18 protein-coding genes are annotated in these 19,263 nt (G+C 65.2%); 16 read left to right on the forward strand and 2 right to left on the reverse strand.

Annotated elements, in window-relative coordinates; all coding sequences use genetic code 11:
- Nucleotides 1-1,169 precede the first annotated feature (1,169 nt).
- The 11 genes from FIF60_RS09345 (at nucleotide 1,170) to FIF60_RS09395 (ending at nucleotide 12,858) form a co-directional block, all read left to right on the forward strand.
- Nucleotides 1,170-2,111, forward strand: coding sequence for a LysR family transcriptional regulator (locus tag FIF60_RS09345; RefSeq protein ID WP_158639141.1), 942 nt, complete (start codon nucleotides 1,170-1,172; stop codon nucleotides 2,109-2,111).
- A 120-nt stretch (nucleotides 2,112-2,231) separates the two neighbouring features.
- Nucleotides 2,232-2,747 carry a tripartite tricarboxylate transporter TctB family protein gene (locus tag FIF60_RS09350; RefSeq protein WP_144185805.1) on the forward strand — a complete coding sequence of 172 codons (516 nt, stop codon included), beginning with the start codon at nucleotides 2,232-2,234 and terminating at the stop codon, nucleotides 2,745-2,747.
- Nucleotides 2,748-4,259 carry a tripartite tricarboxylate transporter permease gene (locus FIF60_RS09355; protein ID WP_144185806.1) on the forward strand — a complete coding sequence of 504 codons (1,512 nt, stop codon included), beginning with the start codon at nucleotides 2,748-2,750 and terminating at the stop codon, nucleotides 4,257-4,259.
- Entirely contained in the window at nucleotides 4,259-5,230 is a 972-nt protein-coding gene (locus FIF60_RS09360) for a tripartite tricarboxylate transporter substrate binding protein (RefSeq protein WP_144185807.1), read from the forward strand. The genes FIF60_RS09355 and FIF60_RS09360 overlap by 1 nt, the downstream gene beginning before the upstream one ends.
- Before the next feature lie 81 nt (nucleotides 5,231-5,311).
- Nucleotides 5,312-6,790, forward strand: a complete 1,479-nt coding sequence (locus FIF60_RS09365) for an amidohydrolase (RefSeq protein WP_158639142.1) — start codon at nucleotides 5,312-5,314, stop codon at nucleotides 6,788-6,790.
- A gap of 118 nt (nucleotides 6,791-6,908) precedes the next feature.
- A complete protein-coding gene (locus FIF60_RS09370) occupies nucleotides 6,909-8,099 on the forward strand; it encodes an ABC transporter substrate-binding protein (RefSeq protein ID WP_158639143.1) in 1,191 nt (396 codons plus the stop codon).
- 79 nt (nucleotides 8,100-8,178) lie between these two features.
- Entirely contained in the window at nucleotides 8,179-8,871 is a 693-nt protein-coding gene (locus tag FIF60_RS09375) for an ABC transporter ATP-binding protein (protein ID WP_239451573.1), read from the forward strand.
- The gene (locus tag FIF60_RS09380) at nucleotides 8,846-9,580 is read left to right on the forward strand and encodes an ABC transporter ATP-binding protein (protein WP_144185811.1); all 735 of its coding nucleotides are present in this window, start codon (nucleotides 8,846-8,848) and stop codon (nucleotides 9,578-9,580) included. Before FIF60_RS09375 ends, FIF60_RS09380 begins: the two co-directional genes overlap by 26 nt.
- Entirely contained in the window at nucleotides 9,577-10,461 is an 885-nt protein-coding gene (locus tag FIF60_RS09385) for a branched-chain amino acid ABC transporter permease (RefSeq protein WP_144185812.1), read from the forward strand. Before FIF60_RS09380 ends, FIF60_RS09385 begins: the two co-directional genes overlap by 4 nt.
- Before the next feature lie 5 nt (nucleotides 10,462-10,466).
- Nucleotides 10,467-11,465 carry a branched-chain amino acid ABC transporter permease gene (locus tag FIF60_RS09390; RefSeq protein WP_158639144.1) on the forward strand — a complete coding sequence of 333 codons (999 nt, stop codon included), beginning with the start codon at nucleotides 10,467-10,469 and terminating at the stop codon, nucleotides 11,463-11,465.
- Nucleotides 11,452-12,858 carry an amidohydrolase family protein gene (locus FIF60_RS09395; protein ID WP_144185814.1) on the forward strand — a complete coding sequence of 469 codons (1,407 nt, stop codon included), beginning with the start codon at nucleotides 11,452-11,454 and terminating at the stop codon, nucleotides 12,856-12,858. Before FIF60_RS09390 ends, FIF60_RS09395 begins: the two co-directional genes overlap by 14 nt.
- 674 nt (nucleotides 12,859-13,532) lie before the next feature.
- Here FIF60_RS09395 and FIF60_RS09400 read toward each other — a convergent pair.
- Complete coding sequence (locus FIF60_RS09400) at nucleotides 13,533-14,507, reverse strand: Bug family tripartite tricarboxylate transporter substrate binding protein (RefSeq protein ID WP_158639145.1); 975 nt, start codon at nucleotides 14,505-14,507, stop codon at nucleotides 13,533-13,535.
- 108 nt (nucleotides 14,508-14,615) lie between these two features.
- Here FIF60_RS09400 and FIF60_RS09405 point away from each other — a divergent pair, with 108 nt between their 5' ends.
- The 3 genes from FIF60_RS09405 to FIF60_RS09415 all read left to right on the forward strand — a co-directional run bounded on the left by FIF60_RS09405 (nucleotide 14,616) and on the right by FIF60_RS09415 (nucleotide 17,725).
- Nucleotides 14,616-15,851 carry a M20 family metallopeptidase gene (locus tag FIF60_RS09405; protein ID WP_158639146.1) on the forward strand — a complete coding sequence of 412 codons (1,236 nt, stop codon included), beginning with the start codon at nucleotides 14,616-14,618 and terminating at the stop codon, nucleotides 15,849-15,851.
- The gene (locus FIF60_RS09410; protein ID WP_144185817.1) at nucleotides 15,848-16,672 is read left to right on the forward strand and encodes a D-glutamate cyclase family protein; all 825 of its coding nucleotides are present in this window, start codon (nucleotides 15,848-15,850) and stop codon (nucleotides 16,670-16,672) included. The genes FIF60_RS09405 and FIF60_RS09410 overlap by 4 nt, the downstream gene beginning before the upstream one ends.
- A 66-nt stretch (nucleotides 16,673-16,738) precedes the next feature.
- A complete protein-coding gene (locus tag FIF60_RS09415; RefSeq protein WP_158639147.1) occupies nucleotides 16,739-17,725 on the forward strand; it encodes a Bug family tripartite tricarboxylate transporter substrate binding protein in 987 nt (328 codons plus the stop codon).
- 32 nt (nucleotides 17,726-17,757) lie between these two features.
- On the opposite strand, the gene FIF60_RS09420 is transcribed toward FIF60_RS09415, so the two are convergent.
- Nucleotides 17,758-18,051 (reverse strand): hypothetical protein, encoded by a 294-nt coding sequence (locus FIF60_RS09420; protein WP_144185819.1) that lies wholly within the window; start codon nucleotides 18,049-18,051, stop codon nucleotides 17,758-17,760.
- A 233-nt stretch (nucleotides 18,052-18,284) separates the two neighbouring features.
- Here FIF60_RS09420 and FIF60_RS09425 point away from each other — a divergent pair, with 233 nt between their 5' ends.
- Entirely contained in the window at nucleotides 18,285-18,527 is a 243-nt protein-coding gene (locus FIF60_RS09425; RefSeq protein ID WP_144185820.1) for a hypothetical protein, read from the forward strand.
- Between the two features lie 381 nt (nucleotides 18,528-18,908).
- Nucleotides 18,909-19,256, forward strand: coding sequence for a hypothetical protein (locus FIF60_RS21560; RefSeq protein WP_158639148.1), 348 nt, complete (start codon nucleotides 18,909-18,911; stop codon nucleotides 19,254-19,256).
- Nucleotides 19,257-19,263 lie beyond the last annotated feature (7 nt).

Genomic DNA, 19,263 nt, shown 5'->3' on the forward strand with positions numbered 1-19,263 from the left:
GTGCGCGGACGCGCCGCTGCTCGACATACTCGCCCGCCCTTCCGCTCTCCGTACATGTTCGCTAACCGGCACTACGCCTCCATCAGCGAGATGGCCGCTGGCGAGAAGATCGAGCGGGGTCCCGTTGGATAGGTGTTGAGGCTCACGCTGCTGGCGCCAGGTATTGTCCAAGGCCTTCTAGACGGATCCGGCGGTTATCAGTCAGATCTCCAGCGGCACCCTGCTGCGGTTCTCCTATCCTGGGCTGAGCAAGCCCAGATGCTTGAGCCCGCTTCCCCTGTCGCCAGGTTCTTGCGCGGGCGAGGACGGCGATCGGAGATGAGCATTGTTCGGCGCAACGTGATGGCCGCCGAATTGATCAGCGCCTACGGATTGCAGGAGCAGTCAGATCTCCAACGCCCACAAGGTTGCGGCGCAAAAAAGGCGTTCCCGACCAATGCATTAGACCTTGATGGCCAAATCGCCCCACCCTCAAGGTTTGGAGAATTCTCTGCCTCCGCGGAGGGAAACGGGCGGCCGTTCTGCTCGCGCACCAACAAGGTGACGCGCGGAACGCCCAAAGACCCTGCCATTCCTGGCGCCCGGCTACGTCGGAGAGACTGAGTTGTGTGAGGTGACTGGAGCAGCGGTGGGAACCCAGGACGGAACGTCTCTGTCCATCAATAATACGAATTTCGGTTACCCAGGGCACCTCGTGCTCGAGCTTTCGGAGCGCGGGTCGCACAATACCTTGGGCGTCGACCGGTCTCCGCTCCTCTCCGCTCGCGCATGGCTTCGAGGTCAAACGCTTCAACAGACGCCACATCCTCTCGACTCGGCACAATGTGGCCTATACTGACATGACTCACTGGCCCGTAGCAGAGCAGAAGCCTCGTCACCTCTTCGGCACGGATCATGCTCTTGCCTCGCATTACACTCCCCAGAAGTGCGCTGTCTCAGCTGCCGGCTCCGCCATGTGACCAGAACGAAGCACGGCTTGTGAAAGCGATCGCGCCTCCTACGCGACGCGCGTTCGGCATGGCCGCGGAGGCGGAGCGCAACAGTTGCGGTGGGGCAGATATCGGCCACACTGCTGGCCGGAAAGCTGTCATGACGTACCGACCCAGATGTCGTCCGACGGAATGAATCCGTTTTCCCCACCCGCATGGAATAAGGCAGTAGCGATCTCCGTGAGCATACAGTTCGACCTTCATACGCTGAGGCTCTTCGTGTCGGTATGCGAGACGGGCAGCATCACCAAGGCGGCGGGCCTTGCCCACCTTGCCGTCTCCGCCGTCAGCCGCAGGCTTGAGAATCTTGCCGACGGTGCGAGCGCTCCGCTGTTCAGGCGCCGCCCTCATGGCGTAGAGCCCACCGCTGCAGGCTTGGCGCTGCTGCGCTACGCCCGTGACGTGCTCAGCCTCAGCGAGCGGCTTGCTTTCACGCTTGCGGAACACCGCTCCGGCATCCGTGGCCATGTGAGGGTCGTCGCCAGCAGCACCGCACTCGCCCGCAAGCTCGCGCTCGACCTCTCGCGCTTCATCGCGGCCAACGATGGTATCCGCGTCGATCTTGACGAGGAGCCGAGCGTCGCAGGGCTGGAGGCACTGCGGTCACGCCGCGCGGACGCCGCCGTCATCGTCGACGAAGGCGCGGGGGATGACCTCACGCTGTTGCCCTATACAGAAGACAGGCTTGTCGTAATCCTCCCAGGCAGCCACCCGCTCGCAAAGATGCGGTCGATCAAGTTCGCTGACGCCGCGAAGCAGGATACGGTGACGTTGGATGCGAACTCGGCAACCTACAGGCTGTTAGCGAGGAAGGCCGCAGAGGCCGGATTGACGCTGCGTGTGCGCGTCCAAGCGCGGAGCTTCGACACGATCTGCCACATCGCCGCTCAAGGCCTCGGCATCGGGATCCTGCCCGAACACGCGGCCCGTCCCCTCGCCATCGGTCTTGGGTTGCGCCAGATCCCGCTGAGCGATTCATGGGCCAACCGCCGCATCGTGATTGCGATTAGCCGGGATGAGGAACCGGCCGCACCGCTGCAACGTCTGCTCAATGCCCTCGAGGAGGACGCGACGCGAGCGCCACGTAGCAGACGCGGGCGGAGTGATCGAGGTCGATCCTAGTGAGTTGCGCGTTTCGCAAATCACTCTTCAGCATTTCACTTCTTCTGATCACCGCCACGTGCCCTTACCATTCTATATGCCGTTGCGTCTTTGCCACGTTTCGCGGCGGGAGCGGCCGGGATGGATACCAACACGAGTGCGGGAGGTTGTCTGGTGGCGGAGCGTGTCCTTGGCGCCTGCTGCGTCGTGCTCGCGCTCGCTGCTTTCGTGCTGTTGAGGTCCAGCAGCGGCATCGGCGACCTGCTCGCGATTCCGTCCATTCAGTCGCCGCAGTTCTTCCCGAGCGCAGTCGCGTGCGTGCTCGGCCTCTCGGGCTTGGCTCTGCTGTTGGGGCCTCGCGGCGCAAAAGCCCAAAGTGAGGGGACCGACGGCTCGGCAGACCCTCCAGGCGGCGAGGCGACGACCAGCACCGCTGGCGTCGCTATCGTCGCTGCGAGCCTTGGCATTTATGGAGCAGGGCTTTTCTTGGTTGGCTTCCTGGTCGCCTCGATGCTGGCCATTCTGACCCTTGGCCTGGCCTTAGGGTACCGCCGCCTCTCCATCCTGATTCCTCTCGCCATCTGCTTCCCATTCGCCGTTCTTCTCGTGTTTCAGAAGTCAGCGCGCATCATGCTGCCGGAGGGGCTGCTCTTCTAGATGATCGAGCAGTTCGGAGCAGGCGCTGCGCTCGCACTGCAGCCTTATCCGCTTGCAGCGGCGATCGGGGGGCTAGTCCTAGGCGTGATTGTTGGCGCCATCCCCGGCCTGACCGCGACGATGACCATCGCAATCCTTACGCCCTTCACGTTCTTCCTGCCGCCAACCGTCGCGATAGGCGCGTTGCTCGGCATCTACAAGGGCGCCGTGTATGGCGGCTCCATCCCCGCAATCCTCATCAATACGCCAGGAACGGCCGCCGCGGCAGCGACTTCCCTCGATGGTCATGTGCTCGCGCGCCAGGGCCGGGCGCGCGAAGCGCTTCAGATGAGCCTCTTCGCCTCGGTCGCCGGCGACATGCTGGCGACCGTGGTGCTCGTGGTCGTCGCGGCGCCGCTGGCGGCGTTCGCCGTCACCTTCTCGGCGCCTGAGTACACGGTGCTGTTCGTCGTCTCGCTGCTGCTGATCGCCGGCGTAAGCGGTGGTAACCCATTCCTCGGGCTCGTCAGTGCCTGTTTCGGTGCACTGCTTGGCTGTGTCGGCATGGACCCGATGACGGGGACACAGCGCTATGTCTTCGGCGTGACCGATCTCCTGGGTGGAATCTCGCTCGTCCCGCTGCTGATCGGCATGTTCGCCTTGAGCGAGGTGCTGGTGCAGGCGGGGCAGCGCGACGACACTGGGGTGACACTGCCCAGCCGTGCCGGCGGCGGTCAGCCGCTGCGGGCCAACCAGATGAAGGCGGTCGCCCCCACCATCCTGCGATCATCCGGCATCGGGGCATTCATCGGCGCATTGCCGGGGCTGGGTGCGGAGATCGCGTGCTGGATCGGCTATGCGATCGCAAAGCGGCGCTCGCGGCATCCGGACCTGTATGGCAAGGGCTCGCTCGAGGGGATTGCGGCGGCAGAGTCAGCCAACAACGCCTCGGTTCCCGGAACGCTCATCCCGATGCTCGTGTTCGGCATTCCGGGCGACGTGGTCACTGCCGTCCTGCTCGGCGCCTTCATCGCCCAGGGGCTGACACCTGGGCCGCTTCTGTTCGTCAACCACGGGGCAATCATCTACGCCCTCTATGTGCTGCTCTTCATCACCAACGTCGCGCTGATCGCCGTCGGCATCGGCGCGATCGGGAGTTTCCGTCGCCTAGCAAACCTGCCACGCGGGCTTATCCTTCCCTGCGTCAGCGTGCTCTGTGCAGCGGGCGCGTTCGCTGTTAACTCGAGCGGCTTCGACGTGATCCTGATGTTTGCGGGCGGCTTCGCAGGCTACGGGATGAGGCGCATCGGTATGCCTATTCCCCCGCTTATCATCGCTTTGCTCATCGCGCCGTCACTCGAAGGCAACCTGCGCCAGGCGCTTGCTTTCTCGTCGGGCGATCCATCGATCTTCGTCACCCGCCCGATCTCGGCGGGAATAATCGCGCTGTTCAGCGCCGCCCTGCTCTTCATGCTCTGGCAGCGGATGCGGCGCTCCTCCTCCCCGACAATGCAAAGCGAAAGGACACGCTGATGCTTCGCACATCAAGACTGGTCGTGCTGGCGCTCGCCACCACGATGGCACTCGCAGCCCCAGGCGGCGGGGCGCGCGCGGAGGAGTTCCCATCGCAGCCGCTCCGCCTCGTCATCCCCTATCCGCCAGGTGGGGCCCTCTCCGTGCACGGCGCGATCATCTCAACGAGCGCCGAACCACACTTCCAGCAGCCGATGATCTCGCTGATCCGCGCCGGCGGCGGTGGCGTTGTCGGCGCAACCTTCGTTGCACAGGGCGGCACCGACGGCCATACGCTTCTCCTTGGGGAGCCCACCATCAACTCGCTGCGTCCGCAGGTCGAGAACCTCCCCTACAAGTCGGACGACTTCGTTCCCATCGCCCGTCTGACGGCCTCGCCCATCGTGTTCGTCGCTGCCGCGAATGCCCCGTTCAACGATCTTCGCGGCATGATCGAGTACGCGAAGGCCAATCCCGGCCGTCTTGTCTACAGCTCCGACAACGCCAATGGGTGGACGTACACCGCATTCGAGATGCTGAAGCGGGAGACGGGTACACAGATGCGCGGCATCGAGTTCGGCGGCGGCGGACCGGCGCTGACCAACGTGCTCGGTGGGAACACGATGGCTTATGCCGGCGACCCGAGCGTCGTGGGCGACCATGTTCGCCAGGGCCGGCTGAAGGCGCTGTGCGTTGCCTCCGATGCGCGGCTTCGCGCACTGGATACGATCCCCACCTGCAAGGAGGCGGGGGCTGACATCGCGTGGGGCCTGTGGCTCGGCATCTTCGTGAAGCAGGGAACGCCGCAGGTTCGGATCGATCGGCTCCGCACGGGCTTCGCTGCCCTCGTGCGCGACGAAGGCTTCCTGACATTGATGGGCAGGATCAACTCGACCCTTGCCTATCTCGATGGTCCGCAGTTCGCCGAGGTGCTGCGGGCGGAGCAGGCCTCGCTCCAGCAGCTGTACCAGTCTCAGCGCTCACGTAACTGAGGCAGGAGGCGGCAGGCCCGTCGCTGGACCTGCCGCCTGCCAACCCGACGAATGATGATGACACACGCGCGAGAGAGAATCGTGCTGGAGGGAGGGCTCGTGCTCGACCCATCCCGCACGCATCCAGTTCGCGCCGACGTGCTCATCGAAGGCGACACCATCAGCGCCATCGCAGCGCCGCTCAGTGTCTCTGATACGTCGATCCGTCGGGTTGATGCGCGAAGGCGCCTTGTCGTGCCGGGCCTCGTCAACACCCACACCCATAGCCACTTCACGCTTGCCAAGGGCCTCAACCCCGGCTGGACGCTGGAACGCCATCAGAACGCAGCGCCCTGGGTGACGGGTGGCGCCACCGCGGAGGACCTCCATCTTTCGGCCACTCTCGCGGCAGCCGAGATGATCCTGCGCGGCTGCACCAGTTGCTACGACATGGTCGTTCACCCTCCGGTTCCGACCGAGGACGGACTCGCCGCCATCGCTGCCGGATACGACGCCGTCGGCATGCGGGCCGTGATCGCAATGTCGATCGCCGACATGACGTTCTGGGAGGCGATCCCGGGCCTGATTGCCGCGATGCCGGATAGTGCCCGCCAAAGGCTTGAGGCGCTGAGGGCAGCGCCAGGAGATGCCACGCTCGCGGGCTGCAGGCAGGTGCTCTCGACCTGGCGATCGCGGCGGGTACGCGCGGCCATCGCGCCCACAATTCCGCTCCTTTGCAGCGATGCATTCCTGACCGCCGCCGCCAGGCTGGCCCGCGAGTTCGACGTAGGCCTCCATACGCATGTTGCGGAATCAGAGGTGCAAGCGCGCGTTGCACGACAGCGCTACGGTACCAGCCTGGTGGGACACCTCGACAGGCTCGGCTATCTGGGGCCCGATCTTCTCGCCGCGCATGCCGTCTGGCTTGACGCCGACGACATTACCCTGCTGGCGGAGAAGGGCGTCTCCGTCGCGCACAACCCGGCCAGCAACCTGCGCCTCGGCAACGGCATTGCGAGCATCGCCGCCATGCGGGCGGCCGGCATCCGCATCGGGCTCGGCACCGATGCCTGCACCTGCTCCGACCAGCTCAACATGTTCGAGGCGATGCGGATGGCGGCCCTCGTGTCGCGCGCCGGCGCACGGAATGCCGGCGATTGGCTGAGCCCGCATGACGTGTTCGCGATGGCGACGACCATCGGCGGCGAGATTCTCGGCGTTCCACGACTTGGGCGCATCGAGGCCCGCGCGCCCGCCGATCTCGTCCTTCTCGACCTCGACCAGATCGCCTACGTGCCGCTGAATGACGCGTTGACGCAGCTGGTCTTCAACGAGAGCGGCGCAGGCGTTGATAGCGTGATGGTCGCCGGCGAGTGGGTGCTCGAGAACCGGCGTTTCACACGGCTCGACTACGACCGCCTGGTGGCGCGCGTGCACGACGCAAATGCGGCGGCGCGGCAGCGGACAGCGCATGATCGGCCGTTCTACGAGATGATCGACCCGATCGTCGGGCTCTTCTGCTCCGGCCTATCGATGAAGTCGAGCCTACTCGACCGCCATCTCGATATCGGTTCGTTCTGAGCGATGGTCCATTGACAGGTTCGTGCTGCTCGGCTGACCTCTTAACCGTCGCCATACCTTGCGGGAGTGCAACAACGTGACGATCAGAACATGGATTCGCGGCGCTGTCGGGGCCGTCGTGCTGGCGCTTGCCGCCGGGACTGCCAGCGCCGAGGTCAAGGTCGGTGTCGTGCTGCCAGCCTCCGGCCCGGCCGCGACTACTGGCATTTCGCTGCGTGACGGTATGCGCCTTGCCGTCAACGAATGGAATGCGCGTGGTGGTGTTCGCGTCGGCGCCGGACAGCAGAGCGTGACGATGATCATCGAGGACTCGCAGTCACGGCCGGAGGTTGGCGTGTCAGGGGCGCAGAAGCTCCTCAGCCGCGACCAGGTCCACTTCCTGATCGGCGAGGCGTTTGCGAGTTCGGTCAGCCTTGCGATCATGGAGCTCTCGCCCCAGTTCCGCACCCCGATCATGAGCGGCCAGTCGATCGCCACCGCGATCTCGAACAAGATCCGCGACGACCGCGAGAAGTACCGCCGCTTCTTCAAGGCGAACTTCAACAGCGACGTCTACGCTATAGCACTTCGCGACTTTACCCAGGTGATGCGGACGCAGGGAAGGCTTCCTGCAGGTGGCGGCAGGATCGCCTTCGTTGTCGAGGAAACGGATGCGGGGCGTTCGAACGTCGCGGATGTGAGCCGCCTGCTGCGCGAGGAGGGATGGTCTGTCGCGACCGTCGAGGTCGTGCCCTTGAACCATACGGACTTCTTTCCGCAGCTCTCCAAGCTTCGCGCTCTGAACCCTGACCTGGTGGTGACGACGTTCACCTCCCCGCAGGCCGGCGCCTCCTTCGTTCGGCAATGGAACGAACAGGGCATGCGGATGCTGCACGCCGGGATCTACTATCCCCTGATCACGGAGTTTGCCCGGCTTGCCGGCCGTTCGACGGAGGGGATGGTGTGGTTGCCGAAGCTGTTCGATCCCGATCGGGTCGCCCTGCATCGTGACTTCGCGCAGCGGGCACGTGCCTCCCTCAACCGGGAGATCAACACCGATGTCGCCTATGGATACTGCTACATGATGCTGGCACTCACCGTCATCGATGCCGCCCAGTCTCTCGACCCCGACGCCATCGTCGCCGAGCTTCAGAAGGTCGACATGCCGTGCGTGATGGGGCGCTACCGCTTCGACCCAACGAACAATACCGCGATGGTGGGCGCCGACTATCTCTCAGCTCCGATCGCGCAGGTTCAGGACGGCATCAGCCATATCATCTGGCCGCCCGCGCTCGCATCGAGCGAGTATCGGCCTGCCGGCTCCCGGTAGGTCACGGCGCACCGGCACCGACGTGGCAGCCAATTCGGGAGAGGACGCCCCCGCGCTCGAGGCGCGGGGGTTGTCCAAGGTGTTCGGTGGCGTTCACGCGGTCGATGCGATGGACCTCACTGTCGGCCGGGGCGAGGCAGTCGGCATCATCGGGCCCAACGGCGCCGGCAAGACCACGTTGTTCAATCTGCTTGCGGGAAGCCTGCAGCCCACCGGCGGACAGGTGCTCCTCAGGGGCGCCGACATCACGTCATGGAGCGCCGACCGGCGATGCCGGAGCGGCCTCGCACGCACATTCCAGGTCACTCTCCCCTTTGATGATCTGACGGTGTTCGAGAACGTGCTCGTTGGTGCGCTAGTACGTGGCGAGACCTGGGCAGCCGCCGAGCGTCTGGCCATCGAGCTGATAGAGCACGTCGGCCTCTCTCACGCCGCCGCGAGGGCTGGATCGCAGCTGAGCACGGGGCAGAGGAAGCGCCTGGAACTCGCCCGCGCCCTCTCCACTTCCCCCTCCGTGCTGTTGCTCGACGAGGTGACAGGCGGAGTCGACCAGGCAAGCGTTCCCGGCCTCATCGACGTCGTGCGCCGGATCGGCCAGACGGGAGTGAGCCTCGTGATCATCGAGCACAACATGACTGTCATCCAGGAGCTCGCGACGCGGCTCGTTTTCATGCACCAGGGGCGAAAGATCGCCGAAGGGCCAGCCGGAGAGGTAGCGGCCCGGCGGGACGTGCGCGCGCTCTATCTTGGCGAGCACGATGCTGCGGCTTGAAAACGTCAGCGTCTTCTACGGAGCGTTCCAGGTGCTCTGGGATGTGAGCCTCGATGTCCCGGAGGGAACGACGGCCTGCGTGCTTGGCCCCAACGGGGCCGGCAAGAGCACGGTGCTGAAGGCGATGGCGGGGCTCGTCCCTGTACGCGGCCGCGTGCTGTACCGCGGCCAGGACATCTCGAGGCTTCCAGCGGCGCGGCGTGTCGGCCTCGGGATGAGTCTCATTCTCGAGCGTCGGCGGCTCTTTACCGGCATGACGGCCCGGGAGAACCTCCTGCTCGGCGGCTATCTGCTGCCCCGCGTCCGTCGCGATGAACGGCTGCGTGAGGTGGTCTCGCTCGTCCCCGGTGTCGACGCGCTCCTCGGCAAACGGGCGGGAGACCTCAGCGGGGGACAGCAACAGCTCATCGCGATCGCGCGCGGCCTGATGGCGGAGCCGTCGCTGCTGCTCCTCGACGAGCCTTTCCTTGGCCTGTCGCCCAAGGCGGTGAATGAGGTCGAAGCGATCATCATGTCCCTCGGCAGGGCCGGCATGACGATCGTCTTCAACGAGCAGAACGTTCGCAAGTCGCTTGCGATGTCCGACAGGGCCGTCCTGCTCGAAGGGGGGCGGCTGATTGCGGCCGGTCCCTCCGCCGAGATCGGCGCCGGAGATATCGTTCAGCGCGTGTACTTCGGCACCCACGTGGCCCAAGGCGGTGCGGCATGATGACCCCGATGTTCCTGTGGGAGCAGGTCCTCAACGGCCTCATCGCCGGTAGCATGTACGCGTTGATGGCCACTGGCCTTTCACTGATCTGGGGCACCATGCGTGTGCTGAACTTCGCCCATGGCGAGTTCTTCATGCTCGGGGCGTTCTTCGCGCTGACCGCATTCGAGCTGCTGGAGCTGCCGCTGGCACCGGCCATTGCCGTGGCGTTGCTCGGCGTATTCCTTGCTGCGGTGCTCGTCCATCGCGTCACAGTGGCACCGCTGATGCGCCAACGTGGATGGGACTTCAGCACGATTGCAGCGACGCTTGGCGTCTCGATCGTGCTCCAGGACATCGCGCTCATGACGTGGGGCGAGCGCTTCCAATCCCTCCCCTATTTCGTCGAAGGGATCGTGCATGTCGCAGGCGTCCGGCTTCCGGCGCAGCGGGTGCTCATCCTCCTCGCGGTTATCATCGTCGTTGCCGGCCTCGTGACGCTGCTGCGCTTCACGCGCTTTGGCATGGCCATCCGCGCCGTCGCATCCGACCCCGAGGCCGCGTCGGCCTGCGGGATTAACACGCCGGCGATCCACGCAGCGACGTTCGGAATCGCAGCCATGCTGGCAGCGCTCGCGGGCATCATTCTCGCGCCGATCATTGCCATCAACCCCTGGATGGGTGTGCCGCCAATCCTCAAGGCGTTCGTGGTCGTCGTCCTCGGAGGCCTCGGCAGCCTCCCGGGTGCCGTGATCGGCGGATACCTGCTCGGAATCATCGAGGCACTCGGTGTCGCGGCATTCTCCTCCGAATGGCGCGAGGCGGTCGCATTGACTGTGCTGATCATCGTCATCTGGCTCCGGCCTCAGGGCCTGTTCGGCCAACGCATACGCGAGGCGTGATGCCCATGAGGCTCCTTCCGGCGTGGTTGCGTGCAAGTCCACGCCTGTGGTCGGGCGTCGCTTTGCTCGGCCTCGTTCCGCTGATAACGCGCGATGCGTATGTGCTGCAGGTCCTCAGCCTGGCGATGATCTGGGCGATATTTGCTTCGAGTTGGAATCTCGCCGTCGGCTATGCAGGGCTCAAGACATTCGGGCACCAGGCCTTCTTCGGCATCGGTGCCTACGTCTCGGCGCTGTCGGCGATGCATGGTGGCCTCTCGCCATGGGTGACGATGTGGTTCGGCGCGGTGGCGGCTGCCGTGGTCGGGGCGCTCGTCTGCTTGCCGCTGCTCCGTATCCGCTCATTGCCGCACCTGGCCATCGTCACGCTGGCCTTCGCCGAGATCGTGCGAATCCTCTGCTCGAACCTAGTGGACCTCACGCGTGGCGAGCTCGGCCTCGCCGGCATCCCGCCTTTCACGCCATTGTCGGTTCCGGGCCTGGGGCTCGTCTCGTTCGGGCCAGCCGACCGCGCCTCGACCTTCGTGCTCATCTGGAGCTGCCTCGCTGCCAGCCTCGCTTTCCTCGGCTGGCTCGTCCGCTCGAGGACCGGCCTGATCATCCAAGCGATCCGCGATTCGCAAGTCGCAGCCGAGAGCCTGGGCGTAAGCCTCACCCGCTACAAGCTTTTCACGCTGACGATCAGCGCCTTCCTCGCGGGCGCGGTTGGTGCTGTCTACGCTCATTTCGTGCTCGTGTTGACACCGACGTCGGCGCTCGGCATCGCGCTGATGGTCCAGATGACGGCGATCACGCTCGTCGGCGGCATCGGGACCCTGCAAGGCCCCCTGATCGGCTCCCTCGTCCTCACTGTTTCGGCCGAGGGGCTGCGGATGGCAGGCGACCATCGGATGCTCGCGTTCGGTGTCCTGATCGTCCTCGTCGTCCTGTTCGCGCCACGTGGCCTTGCGCGGCTGGACCTCCTCTTCGGCCGCCCGAGCCAAGCCGCTGGTGCTGCCCGATGAGGTGTTCGAAGGAGGCATCCTCGTGATACAAGTGCATGGCCTGCGGGCCAAATGGGTTCTCGCCCACGACGGCCGGCAGCCGGCAATCCTTGATGACGCGACGGTCGTCATCGACGGTAGCACCATCGCTGCCATTCTCTCGCCGGATCAGCCACAGCCCCCGCTCATGCGGGATCTCGGCGAGTCGCTGCTGATGCCCGGCCTCATCAACGCGCACAGCCATTGCGTGAGCGGGCCGCTCTTCCGCGGCGTGATGGAGGACAGGCAGTACGAGAGCCAGGGCCAGCTGATCGACCGCGTGATGATCCCCCTCGGAGAGATCGTCACCGAACTCTGCGACGAGGACGATATCCGAAAGATCGCGGCACTCGGGCAACTTGAAGTGCTGAAGTCAGGAACCACAATGATCATCGACATGCCGCGCGCAGGCCATGACGGATTCGGCCTCGCGGTACGTGAGATCGGGCTGCGCGCCTACGTCCACCCATTCCTCGCCTCGCCGACGGGAGCATCATGGGCGTGGAACGACGGCGCAGACTCCGGCGTCGAGCACGTGCTTGCGACGTTCCATCGGTGGCATGCTCGTTTCGACCAGGGCAGTTCCGGCCGCGTTCGTGTCGGCCTTGGGCCTTTGGCGCCGAACCACTGCACGCCATCATTGCTGCGTGGCATCGCCCGCACTCGTGATGCCATGAACGCGGCCGTGACGGTGCATCTCGCCCAAAGTCCTGAGGAGATCGCGCTCATCACCGATCGCTTCGGCATGTCGTCGGTCGTGTATCTCGACCGGCTCGGACTGCTTCAGCCCGGGCTGATTGCCGCACACTGTGTCTTCGCATCCCCCGAAGATCTTCGCCTCATGGCCGCACGCGGCGTGGCCGTTGCGCATTGTCCGCTCGCATACGCGAGGCTCGGCACGCTTGCTGCGCGCAGCCGCTTTACCGCCGAGGGCGTCACGGCGCTGATCGGAACAGATGCGCATGCGCACGACCTGTTGGCCGACGTTCGGCTGGCATCGATAAACAGCAAGTACGACAGCAAGCGGCAAGGAGCAGCCAACGCGTGGGAGCTGATCACTGCAGTCACCGAGGGGGCTGCAGAGGTGATCGGCCGCGATGATCTAGGCAGAATCGCACCCGGCGCGCAGGCTGACCTCGTCGCTTATCGTCTCGATGGCGCACACGTGCAGCCGGTGCATGATCCAGTGACGACTCTTGTCTGGAACGGCAGCGGGCGGGATACTGGCTTCGTGATGGTTGCTGGCGAGGTGCTCGTCGAGGACGGCCGGTTCACGCGCTTCCGTGAGCAAGACATCATTGCCGCAGGCAGCGCGACTATTGGCCGCGCCTGGGCGCGTGCAGTTGAGCGGAACATCATCGAGCGACGCCGCTGAGAGGGCCCCGAACGCCTTCGGCTCGTCACGCCCGGTTCAGGTTGGTCGGAGCCTCTGCCGAGCCCGTCGTGTGTCCCTCGAGGTGCCGGAGGGGTACGATCGAGCCCCAGTCAAGATCGCGAGGCTAGGGGCATCGCGTTCGCGCCCCACGCAGGCGGCGGCTACTGCGCCTTTCGGAGAGACATCGCAAGCTTGCGCTCGCCGTTATGCCGCCGATAGGTCAGCCCCTCCGGGTCGCCCAGACGCCCACCTGATGATGCAATGGACTGATCGTGACACTTGACCGTCGCCCCTTTGGTTGGTCCGGGACATGTGTTCGTTCGGACCAACGGCGGAGGAGGGAGGATCATGCGACGAAGATGACTTCACCCTCGACCAACACGACAGTGGAACTCGGCTCCCTGGGACCGGGTGGGTGGGTGACACCGGTTTCGCGCTTCTCCCACTTGGCCACGGTCTTCGGATTGATCCTGTAGCGTTTCGCTGAGGCCCTAAGACTGGGTTGACTATGCTCAACGCTCGACTGACCGCTGCCGTCGTGCGGGCGCTCCGACGAAGAATTTAGCCCCCAACGCGTCCTTTGGTGCTGCGGAAAAGAACGCACCATAAAACCCTAGAAGCACCCACCTGTAGTGATACTGGTACGCGTCTGGCAAGAAATGACGTCAACTGACCTAATTTGCTTTGATCCCTCGCTCTCTGATAAGCCTGCCCCATGCGTCCATCTCGCTGTCCATGAAGCGGCGGAGCTCTTCAGGTGTGCCGCCGACGGGTTGAATGCTGAGTTCTGCAAACTTCTCGCGCACGGCCGGAGCCTGCAGCGCTGTTCCGAATGCCTCGTTCAGCTTCATCGTCGCCGCATCCGGTGTTGCCGCCGGCACGACGAGGGCCGACCAGGCGACCGCTCCGTAGCCAGGGACACCTGACTCAGCGATTGTCGGCACATTCGGCATCGCGGTCGAGCGGCTCTGCGAACTGACGCCGAGTGCCCTCAGGCGGCCGCCTTGGATGTGCGGCAGCGCCTCCGGCACGCTGACGATCATTGAGTCTACGCGACCTGCGATGATGTCTGGCAGCGCTGCAGTCGAACCTCTGTATGGCACGTGCTCGATGCGCACGTCGGCTAGGGCCTTGAACATTTCGCCTGCGAGATGCGATGCCGAGCCTACGCCAGAGGAGGCCATGGTGAGTTGTCCCGGCTTCGAGCGTGCCAGCGCCAGGAACTCCTGGACGGATGTGGCCTGGATGCTCTGACCGATGACCAGGACGTTTGGGACGATACCCGCCATGATGACAGGACGGATGTCGGTCCGCGGATCCCAGCCGAGATTGTCGATCAGGAAGACGTTGGACGCGCAGCCGAGCGTGCACATCAGGATCGTGTGGCCGTCGGGCGTCGCACGTGCGCCTGCCTGCATCCCGATGTTGCCGCCGGCACCGGTGCGGTTCTCCACTTGAACCGGTTGCCCCAGCTGCGGCGAGGCATGCTCGGCAAGCAGTCGCGCAACGATGTCCGGAGCGCCTCCCGGAGCGAACGGCACGATGATGCGAAGCGGCTGCGTTGGGAATGGCGCGGTCTGCGCCACCACGTCTCCTGACGAGTACGCAACGAGGCTGACTGCGAGGGCAGCCATCATGACGTGTCGCATAGGAGATCTCCTTGCCCAGTGCTCCCGGCCGCTCTTCACAAGGCGGCTCGGATGACTGAACATCCCGTTTCGATGTCGGTCAAGGGGACGAAGATGGATCAAGCTGCAATGTCTGCACGGGCGCGCGACGCCATCGACCAGGACGCGATGGTTGCGCTCCTTCGGCAGATGATTGCGATCCCGAGCCAGCACTTCGAGGAAGCGAAGGTCGGTGCGTTCATGGCTGAGCGCATGCACGAGGCCGGCTTCTCGGTGACGGAGATGGACGTCCATCATCCGCTGCAGGAGGGGCGCTTGACGCGCCAGTCAATCGGTCTGCTGAAGGGAACAGGTGGCGGGCCGACGGTGATGATCAACGGCCACCTCGACGTGAACGTGCTGATGCCGGGATGGACGGTCGATCCGCACAGCGCGCATTACGAGGACGGGTGGATCTGGGGGCTTGGCGCGCAGGACGACAAAGGCGGCCTCGCTGCCGCGTTCGAGGCGATCCTCGCCATCCAACGCGCTGGCGTTCCGCTCAAGGGGGACGTGCTGTTCTGTCCCGTCGCTGCGCACAAGGTCGGCGGAACGGGAACGCGGACCCTCGTGAAGAACGGTGTGAAGGCCGACTACTGCATCAATCTCGAGCACTCGGCGAACACGATCGGATCCGTCATCGTGGGCTCGGTCCGCGTCAGGCTGCGTACCAAGACGCCAGGCCTGTTCTTCCGCTTCACCGAGGAGGCGCGGGCAGGGTACTTCAACCCGCTCGAGCAGCATGCCCTCCTGATCGGCGCCTTCGGCCCGAGCTTGACGCCGCTGCCGCACAATGGCTGGGCGCGCCACAGGCCGCACCCGCAACTTCCTGGCTTCCCCATGATCCGCTACGACGCCGTCTCCAAGGACCACTACGGCACCTCGTCTGACCTCATCTTCCAGATCAGGACCGTGCCCGGAATGACGCTGCAGGGGGTCATCGAGGATGTCACTGCGGTGGTCGAGCGCCTGAAGGCTCAGCACCCGGCGCTTGACTGCGAGATCATCATCCCCGCCAACGGTGCGAACGATCCGTTCTACATGGAACCGACCGCGCTGGAGGACGATCACCCGCTGGTCGCTGCGATGATCCACGGCTACCGCCACGCGACGGGCAAGGAGCCCCAGGTCGGCGGTGTCGAGCGAATCGGCAATTTCGGGGACGGCAACGTGCTGCAGGCGGCTGGCATTCCGTCCGTGCAGTTCGGGCCAGGTGACATCAAGCGATATCCCGAATGGCCCGCACCGGACGAGCGTGTCCATGTCACGGAGCTCATGACGACGTCGCGGACCGTGGCGCACGCGATCGTCGAGCTGTGCGGATGAGCGTGGCCGATCTTCCGACCCTGCAGCGCGAGGCGCTCGCGCACGCCGCGCCTGCAGCCGTGCGGGCCGCCATCAGGGAGCGCCGCTGGACAGGCAATACCAAGCGGCTTGCGCTCGGCTACCACCAGGCGAATGTCACGATCCTGCCCGAGCGCTACGCGTTCGACTTCATGCGCTTCTGCCATCGCAACCCCCGCTCGCTGCCGCTTCTCGACGTCACCGACCCCGGCTATCCGCACCCCACGCTGGCTGCGCCGGAGGCCGATCTCCGCACGGACATTCCTGCCTTCTGCGTCTATCGCGACGGGCAGCTGGTCGAACGGGTGAGCGACCTGCGCCCCCTATGGCGCGACGACCACGTTGCCTTCCTGACCGGCTGCAACCTGTCGATCGACCAGGTGCTGCTTGAGGCAGGGATCCGCTTTCCCCATCTCGTGCGCGAGGATGCCTTTCCAGCGCAGTACCGCTCGAGCCTTCCGGCGCGCGAGGCGGGTGTATTCCGCGGGCCGGTTGTGCTGAGCTACCGGCCCGTTCCGGAGGCGCAGCTGCTTCGCGTGATAGAGCTGACGTCGCGGTTTCCGCTGTGTCATGGCGGGCCGGTACACGTTGGCGACCCCGGCCGCGTCGGTATCGCCGATCTCGCAGAGATCGACTGGGGCCGCAAGCCGGAGCCTTCGCCTGGGACGGTTCCTGCCTTCTGGGCCTGTGGCATCACCGCTCAGGCGGCCGCGCTCGCCAGCGCGATCCCTGAGATGATCACGCATGCCCCAGGCCACATGTTCGTGACGGATCTTCCGGTCTCTGACCGGACGTTCGGCTAGGCCACGACACGTCCTGCCGCACGGGTGGCAGGCCGATGGGTGCCTCTGATGGGAGGAGTAGAGACGATGAACCGAAGGATGCTTGCCGCAGGGCTCGCAGCGCTGACGACCGCGTGGCTCGTGCCGATGCCGAGCCAAGCGCAGGCGCAGTCGACTTGGCCCGATCGGCCAGTGCGGCTCGTGCTGCCCTTTGCGGCGGGGGGGGCGGCGGATGTCGTCATCCGCATCGTTGGCGCGGCGGTCGCCGAACGGGTCGGACAGAACATGGTGGTCGAGAACCGCACGGGTGGCAGCGGAAACATCGGGACGGAGGTTGTCGCTCGCGCAGGGCCGGACGGATACACGTTCCTCGTCGGCTCTCCGGGCACGCTCGCCATCAACCCCCACATGTTCCAGCGGCTGCCCTATGACGTTCGGCGCGACTTCATCGCCGTGTCGCACGTCGCGAGTTTTCCGCAGGTCCTCGTCGTGCATCCCGGTGTGCCGGCCAAGACCATCGAGGAGTTCATCGCGCTTGCGAAGCGCGAACCCGGGAAGCTGAACTACGGGTCGAGCGGGAATGCCTCGACCGGTCACCTGATCACCGAGATGTTCCGGAGCCAGGCCGGGATCCAGCTTGAACATGTACCGTTCCGCGGTGGCGGACCTGCGGCGCAGGCGCTCGTTGCCGGTACCGTGCAGATGGTGATCGATGGCCTTCCCACCTGGCTCAGCTACATGGGCGGTGACCAGATCAGAATCCTCGGCGTCACCTCCGGCCAGCGCTGGCCAGGACTGCCCGACGTTCCTGCGATCGGCGAGAAAGCCGTGCCCGGGTTCGATCTTGGATCGTGGGTCGTACTCGCCGCGCCGACAGGCACGCCACAGGCCGTGCTCGAGCGCTTCGCCTCGGAGATCGACGTAGCCCTGAAGCGCGATGACGTGCGCCAGCGCCTCGCGCAGGCCGGAGCGCTCCCGGCCGGCGGAACGCCGGCGGAAGCGCAGGCGTTTCACATGCGCGAGCTAGAGAAGTGGAAGCGTGTTGTCGAAGTCTCAGGCGCAACGATCAACTAAGTTTGCTAGGCCTCCTTCACTTTTCTTGCGCGCTAGATCGCTGCCAACACGGCCTCCGGATGTGCCCTTGCGGCACTGATGAGCGCCCGCGCGACGGGATCGTTGGGCGCGATGCTTTGCTGCACCATGACCCGGTCGGCGAGCGCGGAGCGGTTGGCGGGATCGAACACGAGCGCGACGATCGCCTCCCAGACGCCCGCTGTGTTGAGGCGCTCGGGCAAGAGGGAGAGCGGAACGAGCGCGTCGGGCGGCGGTGGGGGCTCGGCAGATGGCTCCATGGCTACGGCAGCGGCGACCGGCGCGTCGCGCACTGTGTCGTCTGCCACAGCCTCCGTCGCGAGTGGCGTTCTGTGCATGCCGCTGCGCACGAGGACCGAGCGCCGCTCCGGGTCATCCCAGCGGCGGACGATGCCGCAGTGTCGAGATCTGACGGCACCAGGATGATGGATCACACTCGGATCGTTGTCCTGCGACCATCGCAATGTCCTTGCTCGCTTTTTCGCTTCGCTTCGGCGCTGCACCGAGTGACGTGGGGGAAGTGTAGAGGACGGATAGAGCGATGCGGGCTGATCGGGCGGAGAGGGTGGCGGCGAACCAGCAGCGCAGCCTGGAGGCGTTTCTCACAGCTCAGGCCGAGTTCGATGCGCTGGTTGCCGAGTTGCAGGCAACAAGCGCTGATCATTTCGGCGCCCACCCGGAGGCGGTGCTATGGGGCAATTCGGCGAACCTGGCCGGCAGGACCCGGCGCCTTCGCGACGCGACCGACGCCTACCACCGGCGCGGAGAATTCGCGCCCGGCTGAGCCAGGCGCCCGCACGCCTCGCGCGTTGCCCCGTGACGGGGGCTTGGGCTCGTAGGGGCCCGGCGGTCAGGCTCCGTGACCCGGAGACCCGGCGATGACCCCTGTCCGATACCCACCTGAGGTGGACTCGAGCTCTCGAGCCCAACGCAAGACATCCTGATAGGAGCCGTTGATCTTGAACGAGCTCCTCGCAGTAGCGACCGCAAATTGGCGCCTTTCGTGCGATAGATCGACCGTCTGGAAGGCCTTCGCGATCTGACCCACAACGTCCTTGAATACGGAGTCTGCTGGGGCAAACGTAATGGTACGCTTAGCCTGCACCTCCGAGTCTGCTGCGTCACCGGCAGGGGTTACGCCGTGGACAATCACGTCGTCTAAGGGATGCCCCTCACCGGCACGCTGCAGTTCAACGCGTTCAATGGTGATGCCTGGAAGCCCCCGCGGATCCGCCTCCGCAAGCATCGTCAGCAGGTAGTGAGCGGCAACTTCGGCCTCGAAGCGTGCACCAGCTGGACCCGTCGCGGCGGGGCTTACACCGGTCGGCCCGGCAGCTGGCGTACTATTCGTCATGTGACGCCAACGATTGTCGAACGTTCCGTAAACATCACGACCTATAACCTCTCACCCAAGTGTCGACGCCACCGCGCGGAAGCGGGCCACCGCGGCTTCCAGGTCCTCGGCGATGCTGGCTGGGATCTCGGCAGGAGGGGGAGTAAGGCGGGGCGCTGATGCGCTA

This window comes from Elioraea rosea (genome assembly GCF_007644105.1).
Classification (GTDB): Bacteria; Pseudomonadota; Alphaproteobacteria; order Acetobacterales; family Acetobacteraceae; genus Elioraea_A; species Elioraea_A rosea.

What these genes read in the sequence shown, in the direction of transcription:
- FIF60_RS21560 (WP_158639148.1), top strand. Translation starts at nt 18,909, where the DNA reads ATGCCCCTCACCGGCACGCTGCAGTTCAACGCGTTCAATGGTGATGCC.
- FIF60_RS09355 (WP_144185806.1), top strand. Translation starts at nt 2,748, where the DNA reads ATGATCGAGCAGTTCGGAGCAGGCGCTGCGCTCGCACTGCAGCCTTAT.
- FIF60_RS09400 (WP_158639145.1), bottom strand. Translation starts at nt 14,507, where the DNA reads ATGCGACACGTCATGATGGCTGCCCTCGCAGTCAGCCTCGTTGCGTAC.
- FIF60_RS09410 (WP_144185817.1), top strand. Translation starts at nt 15,848, where the DNA reads ATGAGCGTGGCCGATCTTCCGACCCTGCAGCGCGAGGCGCTCGCGCAC.
- FIF60_RS09385 (WP_144185812.1), top strand. Translation starts at nt 9,577, where the DNA reads ATGATGACCCCGATGTTCCTGTGGGAGCAGGTCCTCAACGGCCTCATC.
- FIF60_RS09350 (WP_144185805.1), top strand. Translation starts at nt 2,232, where the DNA reads ATGGATACCAACACGAGTGCGGGAGGTTGTCTGGTGGCGGAGCGTGTC.
- FIF60_RS09425 (WP_144185820.1), top strand. Translation starts at nt 18,285, where the DNA reads ATGCGGGCTGATCGGGCGGAGAGGGTGGCGGCGAACCAGCAGCGCAGC.
- FIF60_RS09390 (WP_158639144.1), top strand. Translation starts at nt 10,467, where the DNA reads ATGAGGCTCCTTCCGGCGTGGTTGCGTGCAAGTCCACGCCTGTGGTCG.
- FIF60_RS09415 (WP_158639147.1), top strand. Translation starts at nt 16,739, where the DNA reads ATGAACCGAAGGATGCTTGCCGCAGGGCTCGCAGCGCTGACGACCGCG.
- FIF60_RS09360 (WP_144185807.1), top strand. Translation starts at nt 4,259, where the DNA reads ATGCTTCGCACATCAAGACTGGTCGTGCTGGCGCTCGCCACCACGATG.
- FIF60_RS09405 (WP_158639146.1), top strand. Translation starts at nt 14,616, where the DNA reads ATGTCTGCACGGGCGCGCGACGCCATCGACCAGGACGCGATGGTTGCG.